21 protein-coding genes are annotated in these 22,806 nt (G+C 73.3%); 19 read left to right on the top strand and 2 right to left on the bottom strand.

The genetic code is table 11. From position 1 onward, the window contains the following. Positions 1–30: 30 nt before the first annotated feature. From KM427_RS22150 to KM427_RS22080, 15 genes are all read left to right on the top strand, one after another. Positions 31–558, top strand: a complete 528-nt coding sequence (locus tag KM427_RS22150) for an RNA polymerase sigma factor (protein WP_215525317.1) — start codon at positions 31–33, stop codon at positions 556–558. Then, a complete protein-coding gene (locus tag KM427_RS22145; RefSeq protein WP_183591947.1) occupies positions 555–1,190 on the top strand; it encodes a hypothetical protein in 636 nt (211 codons plus the stop codon). Before KM427_RS22150 ends, KM427_RS22145 begins: the two co-directional genes overlap by 4 nt. Positions 1,191–1,216: 26 nt before the next feature. After that, entirely contained in the window at positions 1,217–1,780 is a 564-nt protein-coding gene (locus KM427_RS22140) for a nucleotidyltransferase family protein (protein WP_183591946.1), read from the top strand. Positions 1,781–1,802: 22 nt separating this feature from the next. After that, positions 1,803–2,747: an endonuclease/exonuclease/phosphatase family protein gene (locus KM427_RS22135; RefSeq protein WP_215525316.1), complete on the top strand. Its 945-nt coding sequence runs from the start codon at positions 1,803–1,805 to the stop codon at positions 2,745–2,747. A gap of 68 nt (positions 2,748–2,815) precedes the next feature. Next, positions 2,816–3,703 carry an AAA family ATPase gene (locus KM427_RS22130; protein WP_183591944.1) on the top strand — a complete coding sequence of 296 codons (888 nt, stop codon included), beginning with the start codon at positions 2,816–2,818 and terminating at the stop codon, positions 3,701–3,703. Further along, complete coding sequence (locus KM427_RS22125; RefSeq protein WP_183591943.1) at positions 3,700–4,842, top strand: vWA domain-containing protein; 1,143 nt, start codon at positions 3,700–3,702, stop codon at positions 4,840–4,842. The genes KM427_RS22130 and KM427_RS22125 overlap by 4 nt, the downstream gene beginning before the upstream one ends. Next, entirely contained in the window at positions 4,835–5,962 is a 1,128-nt protein-coding gene (locus KM427_RS22120; RefSeq protein WP_183591942.1) for an XdhC family protein, read from the top strand. The genes KM427_RS22125 and KM427_RS22120 overlap by 8 nt, the downstream gene beginning before the upstream one ends. Further along, positions 5,962–6,303, top strand: coding sequence for a cupin domain-containing protein (locus tag KM427_RS22115; RefSeq protein WP_183592270.1), 342 nt, complete (start codon positions 5,962–5,964; stop codon positions 6,301–6,303). Before KM427_RS22120 ends, KM427_RS22115 begins: the two co-directional genes overlap by 1 nt. Before the next feature lie 4 nt (positions 6,304–6,307). Continuing rightward, positions 6,308–7,363 carry an alpha/beta hydrolase family protein gene (locus KM427_RS22110; protein WP_215525315.1) on the top strand — a complete coding sequence of 352 codons (1,056 nt, stop codon included), beginning with the start codon at positions 6,308–6,310 and terminating at the stop codon, positions 7,361–7,363. 77 nt (positions 7,364–7,440) lie between these two features. Next, complete coding sequence (locus tag KM427_RS22105) at positions 7,441–8,667, top strand: helix-turn-helix domain-containing protein (protein WP_215525314.1); 1,227 nt, start codon at positions 7,441–7,443, stop codon at positions 8,665–8,667. A 115-nt stretch (positions 8,668–8,782) separates the two neighbouring features. Beyond that, positions 8,783–10,123, top strand: coding sequence for an FAD/NAD(P)-binding protein (locus KM427_RS22100; protein WP_215525313.1), 1,341 nt, complete (start codon positions 8,783–8,785; stop codon positions 10,121–10,123). A 144-nt stretch (positions 10,124–10,267) separates the two neighbouring features. Then, positions 10,268–10,753 (top strand): (2Fe-2S)-binding protein, encoded by a 486-nt coding sequence (locus KM427_RS22095; RefSeq protein WP_221199540.1) that lies wholly within the window; start codon positions 10,268–10,270, stop codon positions 10,751–10,753. After that, entirely contained in the window at positions 10,750–13,206 is a 2,457-nt protein-coding gene (locus KM427_RS22090; RefSeq protein WP_215525312.1) for a xanthine dehydrogenase family protein molybdopterin-binding subunit, read from the top strand. The genes KM427_RS22095 and KM427_RS22090 overlap by 4 nt, the downstream gene beginning before the upstream one ends. Continuing rightward, positions 13,203–14,057 carry an FAD binding domain-containing protein gene (locus KM427_RS22085; RefSeq protein ID WP_215525311.1) on the top strand — a complete coding sequence of 285 codons (855 nt, stop codon included), beginning with the start codon at positions 13,203–13,205 and terminating at the stop codon, positions 14,055–14,057. Before KM427_RS22090 ends, KM427_RS22085 begins: the two co-directional genes overlap by 4 nt. Positions 14,058–14,064: 7 nt before the next feature. Further along, positions 14,065–14,841: an SRPBCC family protein gene (locus KM427_RS22080; protein ID WP_215525310.1), complete on the top strand. Its 777-nt coding sequence runs from the start codon at positions 14,065–14,067 to the stop codon at positions 14,839–14,841. A gap of 13 nt (positions 14,842–14,854) precedes the next feature. Here the strand turns inward: KM427_RS22080 and KM427_RS22075 are convergent, their stop codons facing one another. Continuing rightward, complete coding sequence (locus KM427_RS22075) at positions 14,855–16,195, bottom strand: MFS transporter (RefSeq protein ID WP_183591934.1); 1,341 nt, start codon at positions 16,193–16,195, stop codon at positions 14,855–14,857. 78 nt (positions 16,196–16,273) lie between these two features. On the opposite strand from KM427_RS22075, the gene KM427_RS22070 reads away from it, so the two are divergent. Continuing rightward, entirely contained in the window at positions 16,274–18,022 is a 1,749-nt protein-coding gene (locus KM427_RS22070; protein ID WP_215525309.1) for a DUF2207 domain-containing protein, read from the top strand. 38 nt (positions 18,023–18,060) lie between these two features. After that, positions 18,061–18,621, top strand: coding sequence for a LemA family protein (locus KM427_RS22065; protein ID WP_183591932.1), 561 nt, complete (start codon positions 18,061–18,063; stop codon positions 18,619–18,621). 65 nt (positions 18,622–18,686) lie between these two features. On the opposite strand, the gene KM427_RS22060 is transcribed toward KM427_RS22065, so the two are convergent. After that, positions 18,687–19,301: an alpha-ketoglutarate-dependent dioxygenase AlkB gene (locus KM427_RS22060; RefSeq protein ID WP_215525308.1), complete on the bottom strand. Its 615-nt coding sequence runs from the start codon at positions 19,299–19,301 to the stop codon at positions 18,687–18,689. Between the two features lie 105 nt (positions 19,302–19,406). Between KM427_RS22060 and KM427_RS22055 the strand changes: the two genes are divergently transcribed. Together KM427_RS22055 and KM427_RS22050 are read left to right on the top strand one after the other, a co-directional pair. After that, positions 19,407–20,180: an ABC transporter ATP-binding protein gene (locus KM427_RS22055; RefSeq protein ID WP_183591930.1), complete on the top strand. Its 774-nt coding sequence runs from the start codon at positions 19,407–19,409 to the stop codon at positions 20,178–20,180. After that, complete coding sequence (locus tag KM427_RS22050; protein WP_215525307.1) at positions 20,177–22,741, top strand: ABC transporter permease; 2,565 nt, start codon at positions 20,177–20,179, stop codon at positions 22,739–22,741. The genes KM427_RS22055 and KM427_RS22050 overlap by 4 nt, the downstream gene beginning before the upstream one ends. The last annotated feature ends 65 nt before the right edge of the window (positions 22,742–22,806 follow it).

The raw sequence follows: 22,806 nt of genomic DNA, 5'->3' as shown, positions 1-22,806 counted from the left end.
GCGTTGTCACCCGTGTGTGAGGGTGGTGGCGTGGACGAGAGCCGGCGTGAGCGCTTCGAGGAGATCGCGCCCGGGCTCATCGAGCCGCTGCGGCGCTTTCTCGCGCGGCGTACCGACCCCGACACGGCCGACGACGTCCTGGCCGAGACGCTGCTGGTCTGCTGGCGGCGGGTCGCCGAGCTGCCGGACGCACCGCTCCCGTGGGCGTACGGCGTGGCGGCCAACTGCCTGCGCAACGCGGAGCGGTCCGCGCGCCGCCAGCGACGGGTGGCGGCCCGGGTCGCCGCGCTGGACCCGCCACGGCCGGTCGATGCCGAGCCCGACGGCGACCCGGAGCTGACCTCGGCACTGGCTCGCCTGCGCGCCGCCGACGCCGAGCTGCTGAGACTGTGGGCCTGGGAGCAGCTGACCCCGGCCGAGATCGCCACCGTGCTCGGCGTCTCGGCCAACGCGGCGAGCATCCGCCTCCACCGCGCCCGCGAGCGGCTGCGTGCGCAGCTGCGAAAGACCGGGGCGTCGTCCGGACATGAGGAGTCGAGAGAGGGGAGGACGCCGTGACCGGCACCCACGATCCGCGCGACGAGCTGCGGGCGCGGCTGCGCGCCGCCGACCCGGCGGCCACCCTCCCGCCCGACGACCCGGCCCGGGTCGCCCGACTCGTGGAGGACGTCATGAGCACCGAGCTGACCAGCGAGAACCGTGAGACCGGGACCCGCCAGCGCGGCCCCCTCACCTGGGCGGTCGCGGCGGCCGCCGTGCTGGTCATCGCCGGGGCCGGCCTCCTCGGCCTGCGCGCGCTGACCGGCGACGACCCGGCGCCGGTCGGCACCGAGCAGGCCGCCCCCTCCGTCACCCGGCTCGAGGTGCCCGAGAGCGCAGGGTCTGCCAAGTGCCTCGTCCCGAGCGCCGAGACCCTCGCCCACGCCGACACGGCGTTCGACGGCACCGTCACCGCGATCGACGGGGACCAGGTGACGCTGGCGCCGACCCGGTGGTACGTCGGCGACCCGACCGACGAGGTGCAGGTCACCGCGCCGAGCGAGCAGCTGCAGCGGGTCGCCTCGGCGGTCGACTTCGAGGAGGGCGGCCGCTACTTGGTCTCCGCCACCCAGGGCCAGGTCTCGCTGTGCGGCCTGTCCGCGGCGTACGACGACGACCTGGCGGCGATCTACCAACAGGCCTTCGGCTGAGCGACGGGGCACGACAGAATGCGTCCGTGACCGTCCACGGGATCCTGCTCGCCGCCGGCGCCGGGCGCCGGATGGGCCGACCCAAGGCGCTGGTGCGCGGTGCCGACGGCGAGCCGTGGTTGATCCGCGGCGCCCGGGTGCTGCGCGAGGGTGGCTGCGACCAGGTCGACGTGGTGCTGGGTGCGGCCGCCGAGGAGGCGCTGCCGCTGCTCGAGGGCACCGGCGCCGCGGCGGTGATCGCCGCCGACTGGGCACACGGCATGTCGGCGTCGCTGCGCGCCGGGCTGGCCTCGGTGCAGGGGACCGACGCCGTCGCCGCCGTCGTCACGCTCGTCGACCTGCCCGACGTGGGCGCCGACGTGGTCCGGCGGCTGCTCGAGGACGCGCCCGGGGCGGGCACGCTGCGCCGGGCGGCGTACGACGGACGGCCCGGGCACCCGGTCGTGCTCGGCCGGGACCACTGGGCGGCGATCGCCTCCGGCACCAGCGGCGACCGCGGCGCCCGCGACTACCTGGCGAGCCGCGCCGTCGAGCTCGTCGAGTGCGGCGACCTCGCGGGCGGCCGGGACGTCGACACGATTGAGACGTGATGTCCTGGGTAGGAGCGTCCTCATGCGCTCTCCCGTACTCGGAACGGTCCGCTCCATCCTCGCCACGGCGACGGCCGGTGCCCTGCTGCTGACGGGGCTGCCGACCGGCCAGGCCGCCGCACAGCCGCACCGGTCGCACCAGTCACACCAGCCGCCGCAGCACCACGCCGCGGCGGAGCGGGCCACGGTCGTCCGGGTCGGCACGTTCAACATCAACGCCGGGCTGCCGGTGGACCGGTGGCGCCAGGCGGTCTACGACTTCAGCCTGCTCGTCGACGTCGGCGGCCTCCAGGAGGCCGCCGGCAAGGACAAGGCGCATGCGCTCGAGACGATGCCGGGGGTCGGCAGCTACGTGTCGAAGCGGTTCCTCCAGGAGCCGGTCATCTGGAACCGGGACGCCTTCACGCTGCTCCGCGGCCGGTCCCCGAAGATCGCCGCCGGCCGGATGGTCGAGAGCAAGACCGGTCCCGGCCTGGTCCGGCAGCCGGCGACGCTGGCGACCGTGGTCCGGCTGCGCAGCCGGACCAGCGGCGAGACGGTCTCCGTCCTCAACGTGCACCTGCTCTCCGGTGCGGTGAACGCCGGCAAGCGGCTGCCGGGCGTGCCGCGCCGGTTCGGCATGTACCGCGACCAGGTGCGCAACCTCGGCAAGCTGGTGCGGAAGGAGAAGCGCTGGGCCGGTGGCCCGGTCTGGCTGGTCGGCGACTTCAACGTCAACTACGGGCGCGACAAGGCGGTGCGCAACAGGTCGCTCGCCTACGCGACGATGCGTCGCAAGGGTCTCGTGGCCTCGTGGGAGGCCCGCAAGGGCCAGCTGAAGCCCGGTCAGGGCTCGGGCTCGCGCGGCGGCGCCTACCTCGACGTGATCTGGTCGCAGCGCAAGGCCCGGTCGGTGACCGTGCGCCGCGACGAGCGGTTCCGCGTCTCCGACCACTACCCGGTCGTCTCGGCGTACGCCGCCCCCTGAGCCCCTCGATCGGCCGGCGATCGCCGGGGCCAACCCGCCGCCAACACCGGGCGGACTAGTCTCGGGATATGGAGCCGTCCACCCCCGCAGACATCGCCGAGCGCCTCGGCGCGACCGGCTACCTGTGCGACGACGCGCTCGCCACGGTCACCTTCCTCGCCCTGAAGATGCAGCGGCCGCTGCTGCTGGAGGGCGAGCCCGGCACCGGCAAGACCGCGCTCGCCGAGGCGATCGCCGAGAGCATGGACCTGCCGCTGGTGCGGCTCCAGTGCTACGAGGGCATCGACGCGACCCAGGCGCTCTACGACTGGGACTTCCCGCGCCAGATCCTGCACCTGCGCGCGCTCGAGGCGGCCGGCACCGGCGACGGCGGGGTCGGCAGCGTCGAGGAGACGGAGAAGAGCCTGTACGACGCGCGCTTCCTGCTCGCGCGGCCGGTGCTGCGGGCGCTCCAGGAGAGCCCGGCGGTGCTGCTGGTCGACGAGGTCGACCGCGCCGACGACGAGTTCGAGGCGTTCCTGCTCGAGGTGCTGTCGACCTACCAGGTCTCCATCCCCGAGCTCGGCACGGTGCGGGCCGCGACGCCGCCGATCGTGGTGCTCACCTCCAACCGCACCCGTGAGCTCCACGACGCGCTCAAGCGGCGCTGCCTCTACCACTGGATCGACCACCCCGGCCTGGAGCGCGAGGTGGAGATCGTCCGCTCCCGCGCCCCCGAGGTCTCCGCCGAGCTGGCCCGTCAGGTCGTGGCCGTGGTGCAGGACCTCCGCGGCCGCGGCGACCTCCAGAAGCCGCCCGGTGTCGCCGAGACCCTCGACTGGGCGCGGGCGCTGACCTACCTCGGGACCGCCGAGATCGACCTGGCCGCGGCGTCGGCGACGCTCGGCGCGCTGGTGAAGTACCGCGAGGACGCCGACCGGGTGCGACACGCGCTGGACCAGATGCTGCGGGCATGAACACCGACCGGGGTGGCGACGAGCCGTCGGTAGTCGGCGGAGACGTGGTCCTGCTGGCGTTCACCAGGGCGCTGCGGGCCGCCGGCGTGCCGGTGACCCACGACCGGGCGCACGGCTTCCTCGCGGCGGCCGCGCTGCTCGGCGTCGACGACCAGCGCGGGACGTACCTCGCCGGCCGGGCCACGCTGTGCGCCGGCCCTGACGACCTCGAGCGCTACGACCAGGTGTTCACGGCGTTCTTCGGCCGCGACGGGCTGCCCCGCCCGCGGCCCGCGCAGTCCGAGGGGGTCCCCGGCTTCTCGGGGCTGCCCGAGTCCGACGGGTCGGGTGCCGGCGAGACGGCCGAGGAGGAGCTCGTGCGCGCCCGGGCCAGCGACGCCGAGGTGCTGCGCCACCGCGACGTCGCGACCCTCTCGGCGGCGGAGAAGCACCGCCTCGCCGGCATGTTCGCCACCCTGCGCCCGCGCCCGCCGGTGCGGCGCACCGCCCGACACCAGCGCTGGCACCGCGGCCAGGTCGACGCGCCCCGCACCCTGCGCGCCTCGCTGCGCCGGATGGGCGAGCCGGCCGAGATCGAGTGGCGGCGCCGCGGCGTCCGGCCGCGCCGGGTGGTGCTGCTGGTCGACGTGTCCGGGTCGATGAGCGGGTACGCCGACGCGCTGCTGCGGCTCGCGCACCGCTTCACCCAGGTCGGGCTCGAGCGGCGCGGCGTGGTCGAGACGTTCACGGTCGGCACCCGGCTGACCCACCTGACCCGGGCGATGCGGATCCGCGACCCCGAGCGCGCGCTGGTCGCGGCGGGCGAGACCGTTCCGGACTGGTCCGGAGGCACCCGGTTGGGCGAGACGCTGCGCTTCTTCCTCGACCGCTGGGGCCAGCGCGGGATGGCCCGCGGCGCCGTGGTCGTGGTGTTCAGCGATGGATGGGAGCGGGGCGACCCGACCCTGCTCGGGGAGCAGATGGCGCGGCTGCGCCGGGTCGCCCACCGCGTCGTGTGGGTGAACCCGCACCGCGGCAAGGCCGGCTACGAGCCGGTCCAGCAGGGGGTGCTGGCGGCGCTGCCCCACTGTGACGACTTCGTCGCCGGCCACTCGCTGGCGGCGTTCGCCGAACTGTCGGAGGTGATCTCGCGTGCGTGACGTGCTGCCCGAGCTGATGTCCTGGTGGCGGGCCGGAGAGACGATCGGTGTCGGCACCGTCGTCGCGACCTTCCGGTCGGCGCCGCGGCCGCCGGGTGCCTCGATGCTGGTCGGTCCCGACGGGACCGCGGTCGGCTCGGTCTCCGGCGGCTGCGTCGAGGGTGCGGTCTACGACCTCGCCGAGTCGGTGGTCGACTCCGGCGAGCCCGTGCTGCAGCGCTACGGCGTCTCCGACGACGACGCGTTCGCGGTCGGGCTGACCTGTGGCGGCATCCTCGACGTGTACGTCGAGAAGGTCAGCCGCGAGACCTTCCCCGAGCTGGAGGAGATCGCCGCGGACATCGAGGCCGGCCGCCCGGTCGCGGTCGCGACGGTGATCGAGCATCCGGACCCGGCGTGGCTGGGCCGGCGGCTCGTGGTCCGACCCGACCAGCCGTGGGCGGGGTCGCTCGGCTCGGGCCGGGCCGACGACGCCGTCCACGACGACGCGCTGGGCCTGCTTGCGGCCGGCCACCACGCGACGCTGACCTACGGTCCCGACGGCGAGCGCCGGGGCGAGGGGATGCGGGTCTTCGTCTGGGCGTTCGCCCCGAAGCCGCGGATGCTGGTCTTCGGGGCGATCGACTTCGCCGCGGCGGTCGCGAGGGTCGGCAGCTTCCTGGGCTACCACGTGACCGTGTGCGACGCCCGCCCCGTCTTCGCCACGAACAGCCGGTTCCCCGACGCCGACGAGGTCGTTGTCGACTGGCCGCACCGCTACCTCGCCGCGGAGGTCGAGGCCGGCCGCATCGACGGCCGGACGGTGATCACGGTGCTGACGCACGACCCGAAGTTCGACGTACCCCTGTTGGAGGTGGCGCTGCGGCTGCCGGAGGTGGCCTACATCGGTGCGATGGGCTCGCGGCGTACCCACGACGACCGGCTGGCGCGGCTCCTCGAGGCCGGCCTCGAGGAGAAGGAGCTCGAGCGGCTGTCGAGCCCGATCGGCCTCGACCTCGGCGCGCGCACCCCGGAGGAGACCGCGATCAGCATCGCCGCCGAGATCATCGCGGGCCGCTGGGGCGGCACCGGCGAGCCGCTAGGGTCGCTCGAAGGACGGATCCACAAGGAGCTTGCGTGATGGACGGACACTCGCTGAACCAGCTGGCCGACGAGCACTTGGCGGCCGCGCGCGAGCACGGCAGCGGGCGCAGCGCCGTCACCGTGCACGGCGGCCGGGAGCACCATCTGCGGCAGACCCTGATCGCGCTCGCCGGCGGCCGGTCGCTCGGCGAGCACGAGAGTCCGGGCGAGGCGACGCTGCACGTGCTGCGCGGCCGGGTCCGGCTGCACGCCGGCCAGGACGAGACCTGGGAGGGCGGACCGGGCGACTACGTGCTGATCCCGCCGCAGCGCCACGACCTCGAGGCGATCGAGGACGCCGCGGTGCTGCTCACCGTGGCGACCAGGCTGACCCACTGAGCCCATGAGGCGGGCGGCCGCGGCACTGACCCTGGTGCTGCTGCCGGCCGCCGCGATCGGGTGCTCGGGCGAGGAGCCGGCCCCCGCGCCGGGTCCGCCCGCCACGACGTCGCCGGCTCGCCCGGGACCTGACCCTTCGGGCCCCACCCAGCCCCCCACCCCCGCCGAGCAGCACCCGACCCTGCCGCCGGCCACCGACACCCCGTCGCTGGCCAACCTGATGCGCGCGGACTTCGACGGCCGCGGCCTCCGGGTGCTGCGCACCGAGCTCCGCACCGACGCCTACACGCGCCAGCAGGTCGCCTACCGCAGCAACGGGACGCTGGTCTCCGGCGTACTCCTCCGGCCGCACGGCCGCGGCCCGTTCCCGGCCGTGGTCCTCAACCACGGCTACATCGAGCCATCGATCTACGTGACCGGGCAGGGGATGGCCCGCGAGCAGGACTGGCTGGCGCGGGCCGGGTTCGTGGTGCTGCACACCGACTACCGCGGCCACGCCGCGGGCGACCCGGCGACCGACCGGGAGCGCGAGCTGCGGCTGGCCTACGCCCGCGACAGCGTCAACGCCGTGCTCGCCCTCGAGCGGCTGCGGTACGTCGACGCCGATCGGACCGCGATGGTCGGCCGGTCGATGGGCGGCGGGGTCACCCTCAACGCGCTGGTCGCCGCGCCCGGGCTCGTCGACGCCGCCGTCATCTACGCCAGCGTGAGCTCGCGGTTCCTCGACAACCTGCGCCACTTCACGGCCGCCAACCGGCCCGAGGCGGTGCGGGCGCTCCACGCGGCGTACGGCACGCCGGAGCGCTCCCCGGACTTCTACCGCGGGCTCTCCTCGCGGACCTACTTCGACCGCATCACCGAGCCCGTGCTGATCCACCACGGCGAGGCTGACGCCACCTGCCCGCCGCGCTGGTCGCGCACCACCCATGCGCTGCTGCGGGAGGCGGGCGTCGCCAGCCGGCTGGTCACCTACCCCGGCGAGGACCACACGTTCTACGCACGCTTCGCGGACTCGATGGCGCGGACCACGCAGTTCCTCAGGCGCCACCTGGGTGGGTGAGGGCGCCCTTCGCCGTGTGACCTGGGTCACCGACCCGGTGCTACGTTGGCCGTCACCAGGGCGCAGCGGAGGGTCCGATGGCACGCACCGATCTGCAGGCCCGGCGGCTGGACGCCGTCCGTGCCTGGACGTCGTTCGTCGAGCACGGCGACGGTGCCGCGTCGCTGGTGCGGCCCGAGATCCTGAGCAGCTGGACCCGGTCGGGCGCGGTGGTGCGGCCGGACGTCGCCGAGGCGCCGCTGGCCGACGAGTCCGAGACCGCGGCGTACTGGCAGGGGTCGGCGCTCCAGACCGCCGTCGAGCGGGTGCAGGCCGAGCTGCGGCGTACCGCCGAGGACGGCGACCTCGTGATCGCGGTGACCGACCCGCAGACCCGGATCCTGTGGACGTACGGCGGCCGGGTGATGCGCCGCAAGGCGGAGACCGTGAACTTCGTGCCCGGCGGGCGCTGGGACGACGAGTCGGCCGGCACCAACGCGCTCGACCTGGCCAACCGGCTGTCGGCGCCGGCGATGGTGTTCAGCGCCGAGCACTACGCCTCCATGGTGCACAACTGGGTCTGCTGGGCCGCGCCGGTGCACGACCCCGCCACCGGCACCCAGCTCGGCGTGATCGACCTCTCGACCACCTGGGACCGCACGCACCCGATCGGCCTGGCCACCGCCCGGGTGATGGCCCGCCTGATCGAGGCGGCGATGCCGCTGACCCACCAGTACTCCGTGCGGCTCGGCGACGCCGACGAGCCGGGCCTGGTGATGCGGCTGCTCGGCACCGCCGAGAGCTGGCTCGACGGCCAGCGGCTGCTGCTCAACCGCCGGCAGACCGAGGTCCTCGCGCTGCTCGCCATGCACCCCGAGGGGTTATCGCTGGAGCACCTGCACGCGCTGGTCTACGGCGACCAGGCCGTGACGACCTCCACGCTCAAGGCCGAGGTGTCCCATCTACGCGCCTCCCTGGGCGGTCAGCTCGCCTCGCGCCCCTACCGGCTGACCATGCCGGTCTCGACCGACGTCGACCTGGTGCTCACCCTGCTCCGGCGCGGCCGGGTCACCGCGGCCGTCGAGGCGTACGGCGGCGACCTGCTGCCCGGCACCAACTCCCCGGCCCTGGCCGAGCTGGCCGAGCTGGTCGCGGTCGCCGTCCGCGAGGCGCTGCTCGCCGACCCCGACCCGGACGCCGTGCTGCGCTACGGCGAGCGTGCGCCCTACGACACCGAGGTCGTCGAGGTCTGCCTGGCCCGGCTTCCCGACGGCCACCCCGCGATCCCGCTGCTCAAGGGCCGGCTCGCCGCCGCGGCTCGATGAGCCGGGTTGGTCGCGGGGCGGGGTTGGTCGTGCGGCGAAACTCCTCCGGGCCGGCCTCCGTTCAGCCGAAGCTCGACGATGCCGCCAAATTAGAGTTGTTCTCTAGACTTACCTCATGACAGTCGTGGACCGTGCCCAGCCCGACCCCGCCGGCTCGGCCGACCGCCGGAGCCGGGTCGCGATCGTCGGCGGCGGCGCCAGCGGCGTGCTCACCGCGCTCCAGCTGCTCGCCGGCTCCGACGACTCGTCGCTGTCCGTCACGATCCACGAGGCCAGCGGGGTGCTCGGCCGCGGGATCGCCTACGGCACTTCCGACCCGCGCCACCTGCTCAACGTGCGCGCGCGGCACATGAGCGCCTTCGCCGACGTGCCCTCCGACCTGCTCGACTGGGCGCGGCGCGCCGGCCGCGATCCCGACCCGCAGGGCTTCCTGCCCCGGATGGAGTACGCCGCGTACCTCCAGGACACGCTCGCCGCGGCGGCCGACCACCGGCTCACCATCAGCGCCGGCCGCGTCGACGACATCGTGCGCACCGCGGCCGGCTTCGAGCTGCGCACCCGCGACCGGGTGGCCGCCTCGGACGCCGTCGTCCTGGCCTACGGCAACCAGAGGCCGCAGCCGCTCGCCGGACTCGCCGACCGGCCGGGCCTGATCGCGGACCCGTGGGACCTCGCCGCGATCCGCGCCCTGCCCGGCGACGCGAACGTCGTGATCGTCGGGACCGGTCTCACCGCCATCGACACCGTCATCACCCTGCTCGAGGACGAGCCGCGCCGTCGCGTCGTCGCGGTCAGCCGCCACGGCCTGCTGCCGGAGGCGCACATCGAGCAGCAGTCGACCGCGTGGATCAGCGACGTTCCCGAGGGCCCGCTGACCGCCGACGCGATCGCGGCGTTCGTGCGCGGTCAGGTCGAGGCGGCCCGCGCCCACGGCGTCGACTGGCGCAACGTCATCGACGGCCTGCGCCCGCAGACCCAGTCGATCTGGCGGCGGCTCGGTGCCGAGGAGCGTCGCAGGTTCCTCGCCGTCCACGCCCGGGACTGGGAGATCCGCCGGCACCGGATGGCGCCCGAGGTCGCGGACCGGATCCGCGGCTACCGCCGCGACGGTCGGCTCACCCTCGTCTCGGGCGGCCTCGGGGCCGTCGACCTCGACGTGGCCGACGCGGTCGTGAACTGCACGGGGCCGCTCGCCGACGTCAGCCGCAGCGACGACCCCCTGCTGCGGGCCCTGCAGGCCCGCGGCCTGGTCGCGCCCGACCCGCTGCGCCTCGGCCTGGACTCCACGGTCGCGGGCGCGGTCGTGGGTGCCGACGGCGTCGTGGTCGACGGCCTGTACGTCGTGGGCCCGCCCCGCAAGGGCACGCTCTGGGAGTCGACCGCGATCCCCGAGATCCGTGCCCAGGCCGCCGAGGTCGCCCGGCTGGTGCTGTCGAGGGTCGCCGTCTCCGCGTAGGGGTGGTTTCGAGGCTCGGGCCTGGCGGCCCTCACACCTCAACCACCGACAGGCCCGCACCACCTCAACCACCCAACCACCAGCCAACCCGGCCGCTCCTAGCGTGACCTGCACCACAGCAGGTGACGTCCCCGAGGAGTGTCCATGACCCGGATCAGCCTGACCGTCGACGGTGCCACGGTGGCCGACGACGTCGAACCACGCATGCTGCTCGTCCAGTACCTCCGCGAGCGGCTCGGCAAGACCGGCACGGTCATCGGCTGCGACACCAGCAACTGCGGGGCCTGCACCGTCCATCTCGACGGGCAGAGCGTGAAGTCCTGCAACGTGCTCGCCGTCCAGGCCGACGGGGCCACGGTCACCACCATCGAGGGGCTGGCGCAGAACGGCACCCTGCACCCGGTGCAGGAGGCCTTCCGCGAGTGCCACGGCCTGCAGTGCGGCTTCTGCACGCCGGGGATGATCATGCAGAGCGTCGACCTGCTCAACAACAACCCGAGCCCCTCCGAGGAGGAGATCCGGCTCGGCCTCGAGGGCAACCTGTGCCGCTGCACGGGCTACCACAACATCGTGCGCGCGGTGCAGCACGCCGCCGCCCAGGGCTCGAGCACTGCGGGGGCGACGTCGTGACCGCCACCGCCGTCGACCACGAGATCGGCCGCGACCGCCGTCGCAAGGAGGACCAGCGCCTCATCACCGGCCGCACCCGCTGGACCGACAACATCGTGCTGCCCGGCATGCTGCACCTCGCGATGGTGCGCAGCCCGTTCGCCCACGCGAACATCGCCAGCATCGACGCCAGCGAGGCCCAGCAGGCCCCCAACGTGATCGCCGTGCTCACCGGCGCCGACTTCGGCGACGAGCTCGGCGTCTGCATCAACGCCTGGCCGATCACGCCCGACCAGGTCACGCCCGTGCACTCGCCGATGCCGAGCGACCGGGTGTCCTTCGCCGGCGAGATCGTCGCGGTCGTGGTGGCTCGCAGTGCCGCCGAGGCGCGCGATGCCGCCGAGCTCGTCGAGGTGGAGTACGACGAGCTGCCGGCCGCGCTCGACCTCAAGGAGGCCGCCGCCGACAGTGTCCTGGCCCACCCCGACCTCGGCACCAACAAGTCCGCGCTCTGGGTCTTCGACTCCGGTGAGGCCGGCACCGGCGGCAACGTCGAGGACGCGATCGGCAAGGCCCGCGCCGACGGCATCGTGATCGAGCGGGAGTACCGCCAGCAGCGCCTGATCCCGGCGTTCATGGAGCCGCGCTCGGTCGTGGTCGACCCGACCGGCGAGCAGCTCGTGATGTACTCCGCCACCCAGATCCCGCACATCCTGCGCTTCGCGCTGGCGGCGACCACCGGCGTGCCGGAGTCGAAGATCCGGGTGATCGCGCCCGACGTCGGCGGCGGGTTCGGCGGCAAGCTGCAGGTCACGCCGGAGGAGTGGATCGCCTGGGCGGTCGGCCGGCGGGTCGGCAAGCCGGTGAAGTACACCGAGACCCGGTCGGAGTCGCTGATGAGCGGCCACCACGGTCGCGACCAGTGGCAGAAGCTGACCCTTGCGGCAGAGAAGGACGGCACCGTCACCGGCCTCAAGGTCGAGCTGCTCGCCGACCTCGGTGCGTACGTCGCGATCGTCGGCGGCGGCGTGCCGGTGCTCGGGGCGTTCATGTTCAACGCGATCTACAAGTTCCCGGCCTACCACTTCGCCTGCCAGACGGTGCTGACCAACAAGACCTGGACCGACGCCTACCGGGGCGCGGGCCGACCGGAGGCGACGTACGCCATCGAGCGGCTGATGGACGAGCTCGCCGCCGAGGTCGGGGTCGATCCGCTCGAGGTCCGCGAGAAGAACTGGATCAAGCACGAGGAGTTCCCCTTCACCACGGTGGCCGGGCTCGAGTACGACTCCGGCAACTACGAGGCCGCGACCGCGAAGGCGCGCCAGATGTTCGGGTACGACGAGCTGCGGGCCGAGCAGATGGCCCGCCGCGCGAGCGGCGACCCGGTGCAGCTCGGCATCGGGGTGTCGACGTTCACCGAGATGTGCGGCCTCGCGCCGTCGCGGGTGTTGGGCCAGCTCGACTACGGTGCCGGCGGCTGGGAGTACGCCAGCGTGCGGATGCTCGCGACCGGCAAGGTCGAGGTGACGACCGGGGCGTCCGCGCACGGGCAGGGCCACGAGACGGCGTTCAGCCAGATCGTCGCCGACCGGCTCGGCGTGGCGTTCGAGGACGTCGAGGTGCTGCACGGCGACACGGCGGTGGCCCACAAGGGGCTCGACACCTACGGGTCGCGCTCGCTCGCGGTCGGGGGCGAGGCGCTGGTGCGGGCCGCCGACAAGGTCGTCGAGAAGGCGAAGCCGATCGCGGCGCACCTGCTCGAGGCCTCGGTCGAGGACATCGACTTCGCCGGCGGGCGGTTCTCGGTGCGCGGCACCGACCAGGGCATGGCGATCGGGGAGATCGCGACCGCGGTCTTCGCCGCCCACAACCTGCCCGACGGCGTGGAGCCCTCGCTGGACTCCGATGCGACGTACGACCCGGTGAACTTCTCCTTCCCGCACGGCACCCACCTGTGCGCGATCGAGGTCGACACCGAGACGGGGGCGCTGAAGATGCGCAAGTACGTCTGCGTCGACGACGTCGGCAACATCATCAACCCGCTGATCGTGAGCGGCCAGGTGCACGGCGGTCTGGTGCAGGGCATCGCGCAGGCGCTGTGGGAGGAGGCGGTGTACGACGACAGCGGCACGCTCGTGTCGGGCTCGTTCGTCGACTACCTGCTGCCGACGGCGGCCGACACGATCAGCTTCGACATCGACCACACCACGTCGCCGGCGACCACGCACTCGCTGGGCGTCAAGGGCGTCGGCGAGGCGGGCACGATCGCCTCCACGCCGGCCGTCGTCAACGCGGTGGTGGACGCCCTGCGCCAGTACGGCGTGCACGACATCCAGATGCCCTGCACCCCCGAGCGAGTCTGGAGGGCGATCCAGGGCGGCGGTGCCGGAGGCTCGACCGAGGGTGCGGCGATGCCGCACTTCGACCCGTCAGAACCGGGTCAGGACTCCACGGAAGGAGCGGGCGCATGATCCCCGCCCAGTTCGACTACGTCGCCCCGGCCTCGGTCGAGGACGCCCTGGCCGCGCTCGCCGAGCACGGCGACGACGCCAAGATCATCGCCGGTGGGCAGAGCCTGCTGCCGGTGCTGCGGATGCGACTCAACGCGCCCGAGTGGATCATCGACCTCGGCCGGATCGAGTCGCTGCGCGGCGTACGCGACGACGGCGACTCGATCGTCATCGGCGCGATGACGCCGCACTCGGTGGTCGGCTCGGACCCGCTGGTGGCCGAGCACGCGACGCTGATCACCAGGGCGGTCGAGCATCTGGCCGATGCCCAGGTGCGGCACCGCGGCACGTTCGGCGGCGCGCTCGCGCACGCCGACCCGGCCGGCGACCTGGGGGCCCCGGTGCGGGCGCTCGGCGCGTCGTTCGTGATCCAGGGCCCGGGCGGCACCCGGACGGTGTCGGCCGACGACTTCTTCGTCGACCTCTTCGAGACCGCGATCGGCGACGACGAGATCCTCACCGAGGTCCGGGTGCCCAAGCACACCGGGTGGGGCGCGCACTACGAGAAGTTCGTGCGCGTCGCACACCAGTGGCCGATCGTGGCGGTCGCCGCGACGGTGCGCGTCGAGGGTGGCACGATTGCGGAGGCGCGGATCGGGCTCACCAACATGGGGTCGACGCCGCTCCGGGCGGCCGCGGTCGAGGCCGCCCTGGCCGGGCAGCCCGCGACGGAGGCCGCCGTACGCGCGGCGGCCGCCCACGCCGCCGAGGGCACCCACCCGCCGAGCGACCTGAACGGCGACGCCGACTACCGCCGGCACCTCGCCACCGTGATCGCGCGGCGGGCGGTGCTCGCCGCCGCAGGAGCATGATGGCCTGATGGATCTCACTCACCGGTTCACGGTCCCGACGTCGGTCGACGACACCTGGGCGCACTTCAACGACATCGCGTCGGTGGCGGAGTGCTTCCCGGGCGCGACGGTCACCTCCGTCGACGGAGACACCTTCTCGGGGTCGGTGAAGGTCAAGCTCGGGCCGATCGCGCTGGTCTACAACGGCTCGGGCACCTTCGTCGAGAAGGACGAGGCGGCGCACCGCTTCGTCGTCGACGCCAAGGGACGGGACAAGCGCGGCAACGGCACCGCCGGCGCCAAGGTCACCCTGACCATGACCCCGTCGGCGGTCGACGGCACCTCGACCGACGTCGAGGTCGTCACCGACCTCGCCATCACCGGCAAGCCCGCCCAGTTCGGGCGCGGGGTGATGCAGGACGTCTCGGACAAGCTGCTCGGTCAGTTCGTGGAGTGCCTGGAGCGGCGTCTCTCTGCGGAGTCCACGGGGGCCCCGCAGGAGCGGACTCCCACGTCCGAGCAGGTGGCCGAGGCGGCGCCTGCGCCCGCCTCGGCCACCCCTCCGGAGCCGGCCGCCGCCGACGACGCCGCCGAGATAGTCCGTCACGAGATGGCTGCCGGTCGGTCCGACGGACAACCGGAACGTGACGGACCGTCCCAGCAGCCCGCTCCGTCGCAGGCCGACGACGCCCTCGACCTGGGCTCGGCGGTGCTGCCGGTGCTGGCGCGCACCTACTGGAAGCAGGGCCTGGGGCTGCTGGCCGTCATCGGCCTCGTGATCTGGTGGATCTCCCGGCGCGACTGACGACGCGAGCGCGTCACTCCAGCGCGCTCGCCCGGGTCTTGGGCGTGGGCTCGGGTACGACGTCGGGGTCGGCCACCAGCTCGGCCTCTCGTACGCCGTTGACGTGGGCCGGCAGCTGCGGCTCGAGCCGGACGACGGCGAGCACCGCGAGCAGCACGCAGCCCAGCACGAGCGTGCCGATGTAGACGCTGTCGAGGTGGTGGCCGATCAGGAACCCGGCGATCGGCGGCGCGATGATCTGCGCGAGCTGGAAGGATGCCGAGCTCGCCGCGTTGTAGCGGCCCCGCAGGTGATCGGGCGCGAGGTCGTTGACCAGCGCGGGCACGGTCGGCTGCAGCAGCGTCTCGCCGAACGCGAACACCGAGGCGCTGGCGGCGACCAGCATGGTTGCTGCCCAGGTGCCCGAGACGGTGCCGGTCGCACCGAGCAGTAGCCAGGAGACGGCCCAGATCGCCGCCATCACCGCGATCACCCGGGTCCGCCGTCGGCCCTCGATGCGCCGGAGCACCACCAGCTGGAGCAGCACGATCACCAGGGTGTTGGCGGCGAACGCGAAGCCGAGGCCGCGGGTCGAGACCTCGCCCACCGCGCGGGCGTAGGCCGGCATGCCGGCGTTGAGCTGGGAGTAGCCGACGTACGACGACACGAAGCCGACCACGATCGTCGAGGCGACCGCGGGCCGGCGCAGCACCTCGAGGTACCCGACCTTGGCGGCGGTCTCGTCGTGGTGCTCGACCCGGCCCGCGACGTGGCGCAGCGGCACCGTCATCAGGAAGATCGCGGGCAGGTAGCTGGCCGCGTCGCCGAGGTAGATCGCCTGGAACGTCGGCAGGTGGTCGATCCGGACGAACGCGCCCGCGACCAGGCCGCCGATCCCGATGCCGAGGTTGAGCAGCGTGAAGTTCACGCCGAAGTAGCGCTGCCGGAGCTCGGAGGGGATCACCGTGGCGATGAACGCCTGGAAGCCCGGCCACGAGACGCCGAAGGCGAGGCCGGTCAGCAGCAGTGCCATCGCCGCGATCGCCGGGGTCGACGCGAAGGCGAGCACGACGTTGCCCGCGACCTGGAGGGACAGCGCGCCGATCAGGATGCGCCGGGCGCCCCAGCGGTCGATCGCCGCCCCGCCCGGACCCACGACGAGGAAGCCGATCAGCGGGGGCAGCGCGAGCAGCAGACCGGCGTCGCTGAGCGCGAAGCCGCGCACCTCGTGCAGGTAGACGATGTTGAACGGCAGCACCAGGCCGGTGCCGATGAACTCGAACACGACCACCGAGAGGAGCAGCTTGCCCTCGCGCGGGAGGTCGTGCCAGAAGGAGCGGAGGGTGAGGCGGCTGGGCGCGGCGGTGCTGGACATCGGGGGGAGTGTTTCAAGGGAGGAGCGCCGTGAGCGAATCGTTATCAAGGAGGGCGTGGACCCCCTAGGCTCCGCGTCATGAAGCGCGTCGTCGGTGGCCTCGTCGGCCTGGTCGTCGTGGTCCTCGTCCTGCTCGCGCCGGCGCTGTTCTACGGCCTCGACCTCGGCAGCGGGGACGTCGACGAGCCGACGACGATCACCTCCTACGTCGCCGACTTCGACGTCGCCGAGAACGGCGACCTGAGCGTCGCGGAGCGCCTCACGGTCGACGTCCCGGTCTACGGCCGCCACGGCATCTTCCGCTACTTCGACACCCACGACGCCAGCGCTCCGCACGCGCGACGGGAGCCGGAGGACATCGAGGTGACCATGGACGGCGAGGACGTCCCGGTCGAGCTCCTCTCCGAGCGCCGCGGTCGTTACGTCAACGCCAGGATCGGCGACCCGAACGCCACGCTGCCGGTCGGCGAGCACGTCTTCGAGATCCGCTACCGGATCGCGGGCGTACTGGAGGAGGGCACCACCGGACAGCCGACGCAGTTCTACTGGAACCTGATCCCCGGCGGCTGGCAGCAGCCGATCGAGAGGTCCCGGCTGACCGTGCGGCTCCCGGCGCCGGCCCAGGACGTGCGGTGCGCGGTGGGAGCGGGCGCCGGCACCGGCTGCACCGCGAAGGGGGAGGGGACCCGCGAGCTCGTCGTCCGCACCCGGCAGCTCGCACCCAACACCCCCGTCACCCTCAAGGCGGGTCTCGACCTGCCCACGCCCCCGGCCGGCACCACCCTGCCGTGGCGCGGCGGGCTCGACCCGATCCTCGGCACCAGCGTGCCGGTGCTGGCCGTCGTGCTGCTCCTCGCCGCGGGCGCGGGCGCGCTCGGCTACGTCCTGGTCCGCGGCACCCGCGAGACCGACCCGCAGCTCCCGCTGATGTACGCGCCGCCCGAGGGGATCGGGCCGGCGCAGGCGGCGTACCTGGTCACCGAGGACGTCGATCAGGAGCAGTACGTCGCCACCTTGATGTACGCCGCCGAGCGGGGTGCGATCGAGCTCGACCGGTCCGGCGACGACTGGACGATCACGGACAAGGGCGGCGCCGCGGGCTGGGCCGGCCTCGACCCGGTCACCACCGGAGTCGCGCACCTGCTCAGCGGGCCGGGCACGTCCTTCGTCGCCTCCAGCCGCGACGTGCAGGCCGGCAAGCGGCTGAAGTCCGAGATCGCGTCGTTCGAGAAGAGCACCCGCTCCTGGGCCAGCGGCGCCGGGCTGATGGTCGGCAGCGGCCTCGGCGGCATCGGCGGGCTGATCATCGGCGCCTGCGGCATCGCCGTGCTCGCCGTCGCGATCTGGAACCCCTTCGACATGACCGCGATCGGGCTGGTCCCCGGCCTCTTCGCGGTTTTCGGCGCCGGGCTGGCCGCCACCGGCGCCGGCACCAAGCGCACCCGCGCCGGCCGCGACCTGTGGTCGCGGGCGGGGGGCTTCCGCCGGATCCTGTCGACCCCCTCGGCCCAGGACCGGTTCGACTTCTCCGGCCGCGAGGAGCTCTACACCGCCTACATCCCCTGGGCCGTCGCCTTCGGCTGCGCCGACGAGTGGGCGGCCAAGTACCGCACCGAGATGGGATCGGAGCCGCCGGTCCCGTCCTACCTCGGCCACGCCTACGCCGGTGCCTCGGTGGGCTCGGCGGTGTCGTCGATGGTCGACGACTTCGAGACCACCGTCAGCTCCGCGATCTCCGCCTACGAGGCCACCCAGAAGTCGTCGTCCTCGGGCGGCGGCTTCTCCGGCGGTGGCGGAGGCGGCGGCGGTGGCGGCGGCTCGTGGTGACCGCCATCCTGATCCCGACCCGTCCCGAGGAGTCCTGAATGCTCATCGCCATCATCGTCGTCGTCATCGTCGTCGCCCTGATCGGCTTCGTCGTCGTCGGCTTCAACAAGCTGCGCACCACCGACATCGGCGCCCAGGAGGCGCTGGGCGGCATCGACGTGCAGCTCACCCGCCGCGCCGACCTGATCCCCAACCTGGTCGAGACCGTCAAGGGGTACGCCGCGCACGAGAAGGGCGTCCTCGAGGAGGTCACCGCCGCGCGGGCCGGCGTCCAGGCAGCCGCGAAGGGCGACGACCCGGAGGCCAAGGCAGCCGCCGACGCCGCGCTGACCCAGGCGCTGGTCCGGGTCGACGCGGTCGCCGAGGCCTACCCCGACCTCAAGGCGAACCAGAACTTCCTCGAGCTCCAGCGACAGCTGGCCGACACCGAGAACCAGATCTCCTTCGCCCGCCAGTACTACAACGACGCGGTCGCCACGCTGAACAAGCTCACCCAGACCATCCCCTGGATGTTCCTCACCGGCATCGCCAACGTGCACCAGCGCAGGTTCTACGACGCCCCCGACGGGCAGGAGCAGGCGCCCACGGTCAGCTTCTGAGCCGTCGGCCCGGCGGGTTTCGAGGCTCGGGCCTGGCGGCCCTCGCACCTCAACCACCGCACCGCTCAGAACACGTTCAGTGGCCGGAACTGCACGGAGACCCGGGGCCCGGCGTGAGCCACCTTGGGCACCGCGTGCTCCCAGGTGCGCTGGCAGGAGCCGCCCATCACGAGCAGGTCGCCGTGGCCCATCTCGACCGAGATCGAGGATCCGCCGGCCCGGGGTCGCAGCGCCAGCCGGCGCGGGTCGCCGAGCGAGACGATCGCCACCATCGTGTCGTGGGTCCGGCCGCGGCCGATCGTGTCGCCGTGCCAGGCGACGCTGTCGCGGCCGTCGCGGTAGTAGCAGCAGCCGGCGGTCACGAACGGCTCGCCGAGCTCGGGCCGGTAGTGCGCCGACAGCGCCCCGCGGGCCCGCGCCAGGTTCGGGTGGGGGAGCGGCTCGCCCGCGGCGTACGTGTGCAGCAGCCGGGGTACGTCGACCTCACGGTCGTACATCTGCCGCCGTTCGGCCCGCCAGGGCACGTCGTGCACCAGGGTCGTGAACACCTCGTCGGGCGCGGGGAGCCAGGTGCGGCAGACGTCGATCCAGGCGCCGCCGGTGAGCGGCCGGCGCTCGACGCGGTCGAACGTCGGCGCCTCGACGGCCGGCGCCTCGAACAGCGATCCCTGGAAGTCCATGCTCCGAGCATACGTCGCGTTCGAACAGGTGTTCTAGTCGCTCGTCGGGGTGAGTTCGGGGTGATACCGGTAGCGCCCGGGCGCCCGGCACGGGAGGGTTGACCCATGACCGAGGTCTCCACCTTCTCGCCCCCGGCGGGCACCGTCCCGGCCGCCCGCGTCCGGGGCCTCACCAAGACCTACGGCACCGGCCAGGCCCTGGTCCGTGCGCTCGACGACGTGACGCTCGACATCGCCGCCGGCGAGTTCACCGCCGTGATGGGTCCCAGCGGCTCGGGGAAGTCGACGCTGATGCACTGCTGCGCGGCGCTCGACACCGCCGACTCCGGTGAGGTGTGGATCGGCGACCAGGACATCACCCGGCTCAAGGACAAGGCGCTGACCCGGCTGCGCCGCGACGAGATCGGCTTCGTCTTCCAGTCGTTCAACCTGGTGCCGACGCTGACCGCCGAGGAGAACATCAAGCTCCCGATGGCGATCGCCGGACGCCGCCTCGACCAGGCCTGGTACGACAGCGTTGTCGCGACCGTCGACCTCGGCGACCGGCTGGGCCACAAGCCCAACGAGCTCTCCGGCGGTCAGCAGCAGCGGGTGGCGGTCGCGCGGGCCCTGGCCAGCCGGCCGCGGATCGTCTTCGCCGACGAGCCGACCGGCAACCTCGACTCCCGGTCGGGGGCGGAGGTGCTCGAGCTGCTGCGCCACGCCGTCGACGACCACGGCCAGACCGTCGTGATGGTCACCCACGACCCGGTCGCCGCGGCGTACACCGACCGCGTCGTCTTCCTCGCCGACGGCCGGGTCGTCGACGAGCTGCGGGACCCGACCCGCGAGCAGGTGCTCGACGTGATGAACCGGATGGCCGAGCAGACGCCGTCATGATCCGGGCCGCCCTCAAGAGCCTGCTGGGGCGCAAGGTGCGCCTCCTGATGAGCACGTTCGCGATCGTGCTCGGCGTCGCGTTCGTCGCCGGCTCCCTGATCTTCAGCGACACGCTCAACCGCAGCTTCACCGCGCTGTTCGCCTCCACGGTCGGCGACGTCGTGGTCCGGCCCGTGGGCGGCACCACCGCCGACGGGGCGCCCTCGACGGTGACGCTGCCGGCGAGCCTGCTCGACCGGCTCCGCGACGTGGACGGCGCTGCGCGCGTCGACGGCAACGTCAACGCGTTCGGCGTCTTCGTGATCAGCGACCGGGGCAAGGTCGTGAGCGGCTTCGGGCCGCCGGCGATCGGCGGCAACTGGTCCGACGCTCCCGCCGGACACGGGCTGCAGGGCCTGGCCGTCGTCGAGGGCCACGAGCCGCACGGCCCGGACGAGGTCGTGCTCGACGAGCGCACCGCCGAGCGGGCGGGGTACGCCGTCGGCGACCGGGTCGTGATCATCCCGTCGACGGCCGTCCAACCCGAGCCCGGCGCCGACTTCGACTCGCTGCGACTGACCCCGGCGCTCGTCGGCATCGCGGGCTTCCCGAGCGGCGGATCGCTCAACGGCGCGACGTACGCCGCCTTCGACACCGCGACCGCCCAGGACCTCTTCCTCGGCGGCGAGGACGCCTACACCGACGTCTGGGTGACCGCCGCCGACGGCGTGTCCCAGGAGCAGCTGCGCGACGCCGTCGCCGAGGTGCTGCCCGACGGCGTCGAGGCGGTCACCGGCGACGACGCCGCCGACGAGTCCGCCTCCGACCTGCTCGAGGCGGTGTCGTTCCTGACGACGTTCCTGCTGATCTTCGCGGGCATCTCGCTGGTCGTCGGCGCGTTCCTGATCGTCAACACCTTCTCGATGCTGGTCGCCCAGCGCAGCCGCGAGCTCGCGCTGCTGCGTGCGCTCGGGGCCTCGAAGCGCCAGGTGATCTGGTCGGTGCAGCTCGAGGCGTTCGTGCTCGGCGTCATCGGCGCGACCCTCGGCCTCGGCCTCGGGGTGCTGCTCGCGATGGGCATCCGCGCGCTGTTCTCGAACTTCGGCCTCGACCTCGCCGGCCAGCCGCTGATCTTCGCGCCGCGCACGTTCGTCGCGGCGTACGTCGTGGGCGTCGTCGTGACGATGGCCGCGGCGTGGCTGCCCGCCCGCCGCACCGGCCGGATCGCCCCGGTGCAGGCCCTGCGCGACGACGTCGCGCTGCCGGAGTCGTCGCTGCGGCGCCGGCTCTGGATCGGCCTCGCGCTGATCGTCGTCGGCCTGGCGGTGCTGTGGCTGGGGCTGTTCAGCGACCTGCCGCACGGTGGCTGGCAGACCGGCGGCGGCATCCTCGCGATCCTCCTCGGCGTCGCGGCGGCGAGCCCGGTCATCTCGCGGCCGGTCCTGGCCGTGGCGCAGGCCGTGTTCGCGCGGCTCTTCGGGACCGTCGGCAACCTCGCCGGCCAGAACTCCCTGCGTAACCCGCGGCGTACCGCCGCCACCGCCTCGGCGCTGATGATCGGACTCGCGCTCGCCTGCACGATGGCGATCGTGGGCGACTCCGCCAAGGCCAGCGTCGACCGGTCGGTCGAGGAGAACTTCGTCGGCGACTTCGTGGTCAGCAACGTGATCGGCACCGGCTTCACCCCGGCGATCGGCGACCGGATGGAGCGGGTCGACGGGGTCCAGCGGGTGGTGCGGGAGCGCTTCGACGCCGGTGAGCGCGACGGCGAGCGGCAGGGCGTGTCGGCGGTCGAGTCCGCGGACGTCGGGTCGCTGGAGCTCGACATCACCGACGGCGACCAGAGCGGGCTGTCCGCCGGGTCGGTGCTGGTGCAGCGCAGCTGGGCCGACGACGAGGACCTCGGGGTCGGCGACGAGCTGACCTTCGAGATGCCGGCGGGCGAGCGGACCTACACGGTCGGCGGCGTCTTCGAGGACAACCCGGTGATCGTCTGGCCGGTGCTGCTCACGCTCGACGACTTCGTCGACGCCGGCTTCCCCGAGACCGACAACGTGCTGATCGTCTTCACCGACGACTCGCCCGGCATCCAGGACCGCCTCGACGAGGTGGTCGCCGACCTGCCGGTGGTGACGGTCAAGGACCAGGCGGGCTTCGCGCAGGAGCAGCGGGCGCCGATCGACCAGTTCGTGCGGATCATCTTCGCCCTGCTCGGCCTGGCGCTGGTGATCGCGGTGCTCGGCATCGTCAACACCCTCGCCCTCTCGGTCATCGAGCGGACCCGCGAGGTGGGCCTGCTGCGCGCGATCGGGCTCAGCCGCAGCCAGCTGCGCCGGATGATCACGCTGGAGGCCGTGGTGATCGCGGTGCTCGGCGCCCTGCTCGGCCTGCTGCTGGGCGTCGGCTTCGGGGTCGCACTCATGTACGCCGTACGCGACCAGGGCCTTGAGGTGATCAGCGTCCCGTTCGGCCAGCTGGCCGTGTTCCTGGTGCTCTCGGTGGTCATCGGGGTGCTGGCCGCGGTGTTCCCCGCCCGCCGGGCGGCCCGCCTCGACGTGCTCCGCGCGATCGCCACGGAGTGACGAGGATTTCACCTCAGCCGCGCACGTAACCGGCCGATCCGGGGACGCGGAGAGCTCTCACTGCC

It is taken from the genome of Nocardioides sp. LMS-CY (assembly GCF_018732145.1).
Lineage (GTDB): Bacteria > Actinomycetota > Actinomycetes > Propionibacteriales > Nocardioidaceae > Nocardioides > Nocardioides soli.
The sequence above is the reverse complement of the archived record's forward strand: the minus strand, read 5'-3'. Positions and strand labels throughout refer to the sequence as shown.

Coding starts and splice junctions, on each gene's coding strand:
- KM427_RS22055 (WP_183591930.1), top strand. CDS start 19,407: ATGACCGAGGTCTCCACCTTCTCGCCCCCGGCGGGCACCGTCCCGGCC.
- KM427_RS22135 (WP_215525316.1), top strand. CDS start 1,803: ATGCGCTCTCCCGTACTCGGAACGGTCCGCTCCATCCTCGCCACGGCG.
- KM427_RS22075 (WP_183591934.1), bottom strand. CDS start 16,195: ATGTCCAGCACCGCCGCGCCCAGCCGCCTCACCCTCCGCTCCTTCTGG.
- KM427_RS22080 (WP_215525310.1), top strand. CDS start 14,065: ATGGATCTCACTCACCGGTTCACGGTCCCGACGTCGGTCGACGACACC.
- KM427_RS22105 (WP_215525314.1), top strand. CDS start 7,441: ATGGCACGCACCGATCTGCAGGCCCGGCGGCTGGACGCCGTCCGTGCC.
- KM427_RS22060 (WP_215525308.1), bottom strand. CDS start 19,301: ATGGACTTCCAGGGATCGCTGTTCGAGGCGCCGGCCGTCGAGGCGCCG.
- KM427_RS22065 (WP_183591932.1), top strand. CDS start 18,061: ATGCTCATCGCCATCATCGTCGTCGTCATCGTCGTCGCCCTGATCGGC.
- KM427_RS22100 (WP_215525313.1), top strand. CDS start 8,783: ATGACAGTCGTGGACCGTGCCCAGCCCGACCCCGCCGGCTCGGCCGAC.
- KM427_RS22110 (WP_215525315.1), top strand. CDS start 6,308: ATGAGGCGGGCGGCCGCGGCACTGACCCTGGTGCTGCTGCCGGCCGCC.
- KM427_RS22115 (WP_183592270.1), top strand. CDS start 5,962: ATGGACGGACACTCGCTGAACCAGCTGGCCGACGAGCACTTGGCGGCC.
- KM427_RS22095 (WP_221199540.1), top strand. CDS start 10,268: ATGACCCGGATCAGCCTGACCGTCGACGGTGCCACGGTGGCCGACGAC.
- KM427_RS22050 (WP_215525307.1), top strand. CDS start 20,177: ATGATCCGGGCCGCCCTCAAGAGCCTGCTGGGGCGCAAGGTGCGCCTC.
- KM427_RS22085 (WP_215525311.1), top strand. CDS start 13,203: ATGATCCCCGCCCAGTTCGACTACGTCGCCCCGGCCTCGGTCGAGGAC.
- KM427_RS22125 (WP_183591943.1), top strand. CDS start 3,700: ATGAACACCGACCGGGGTGGCGACGAGCCGTCGGTAGTCGGCGGAGAC.
- KM427_RS22130 (WP_183591944.1), top strand. CDS start 2,816: ATGGAGCCGTCCACCCCCGCAGACATCGCCGAGCGCCTCGGCGCGACC.
- KM427_RS22070 (WP_215525309.1), top strand. CDS start 16,274: ATGAAGCGCGTCGTCGGTGGCCTCGTCGGCCTGGTCGTCGTGGTCCTC.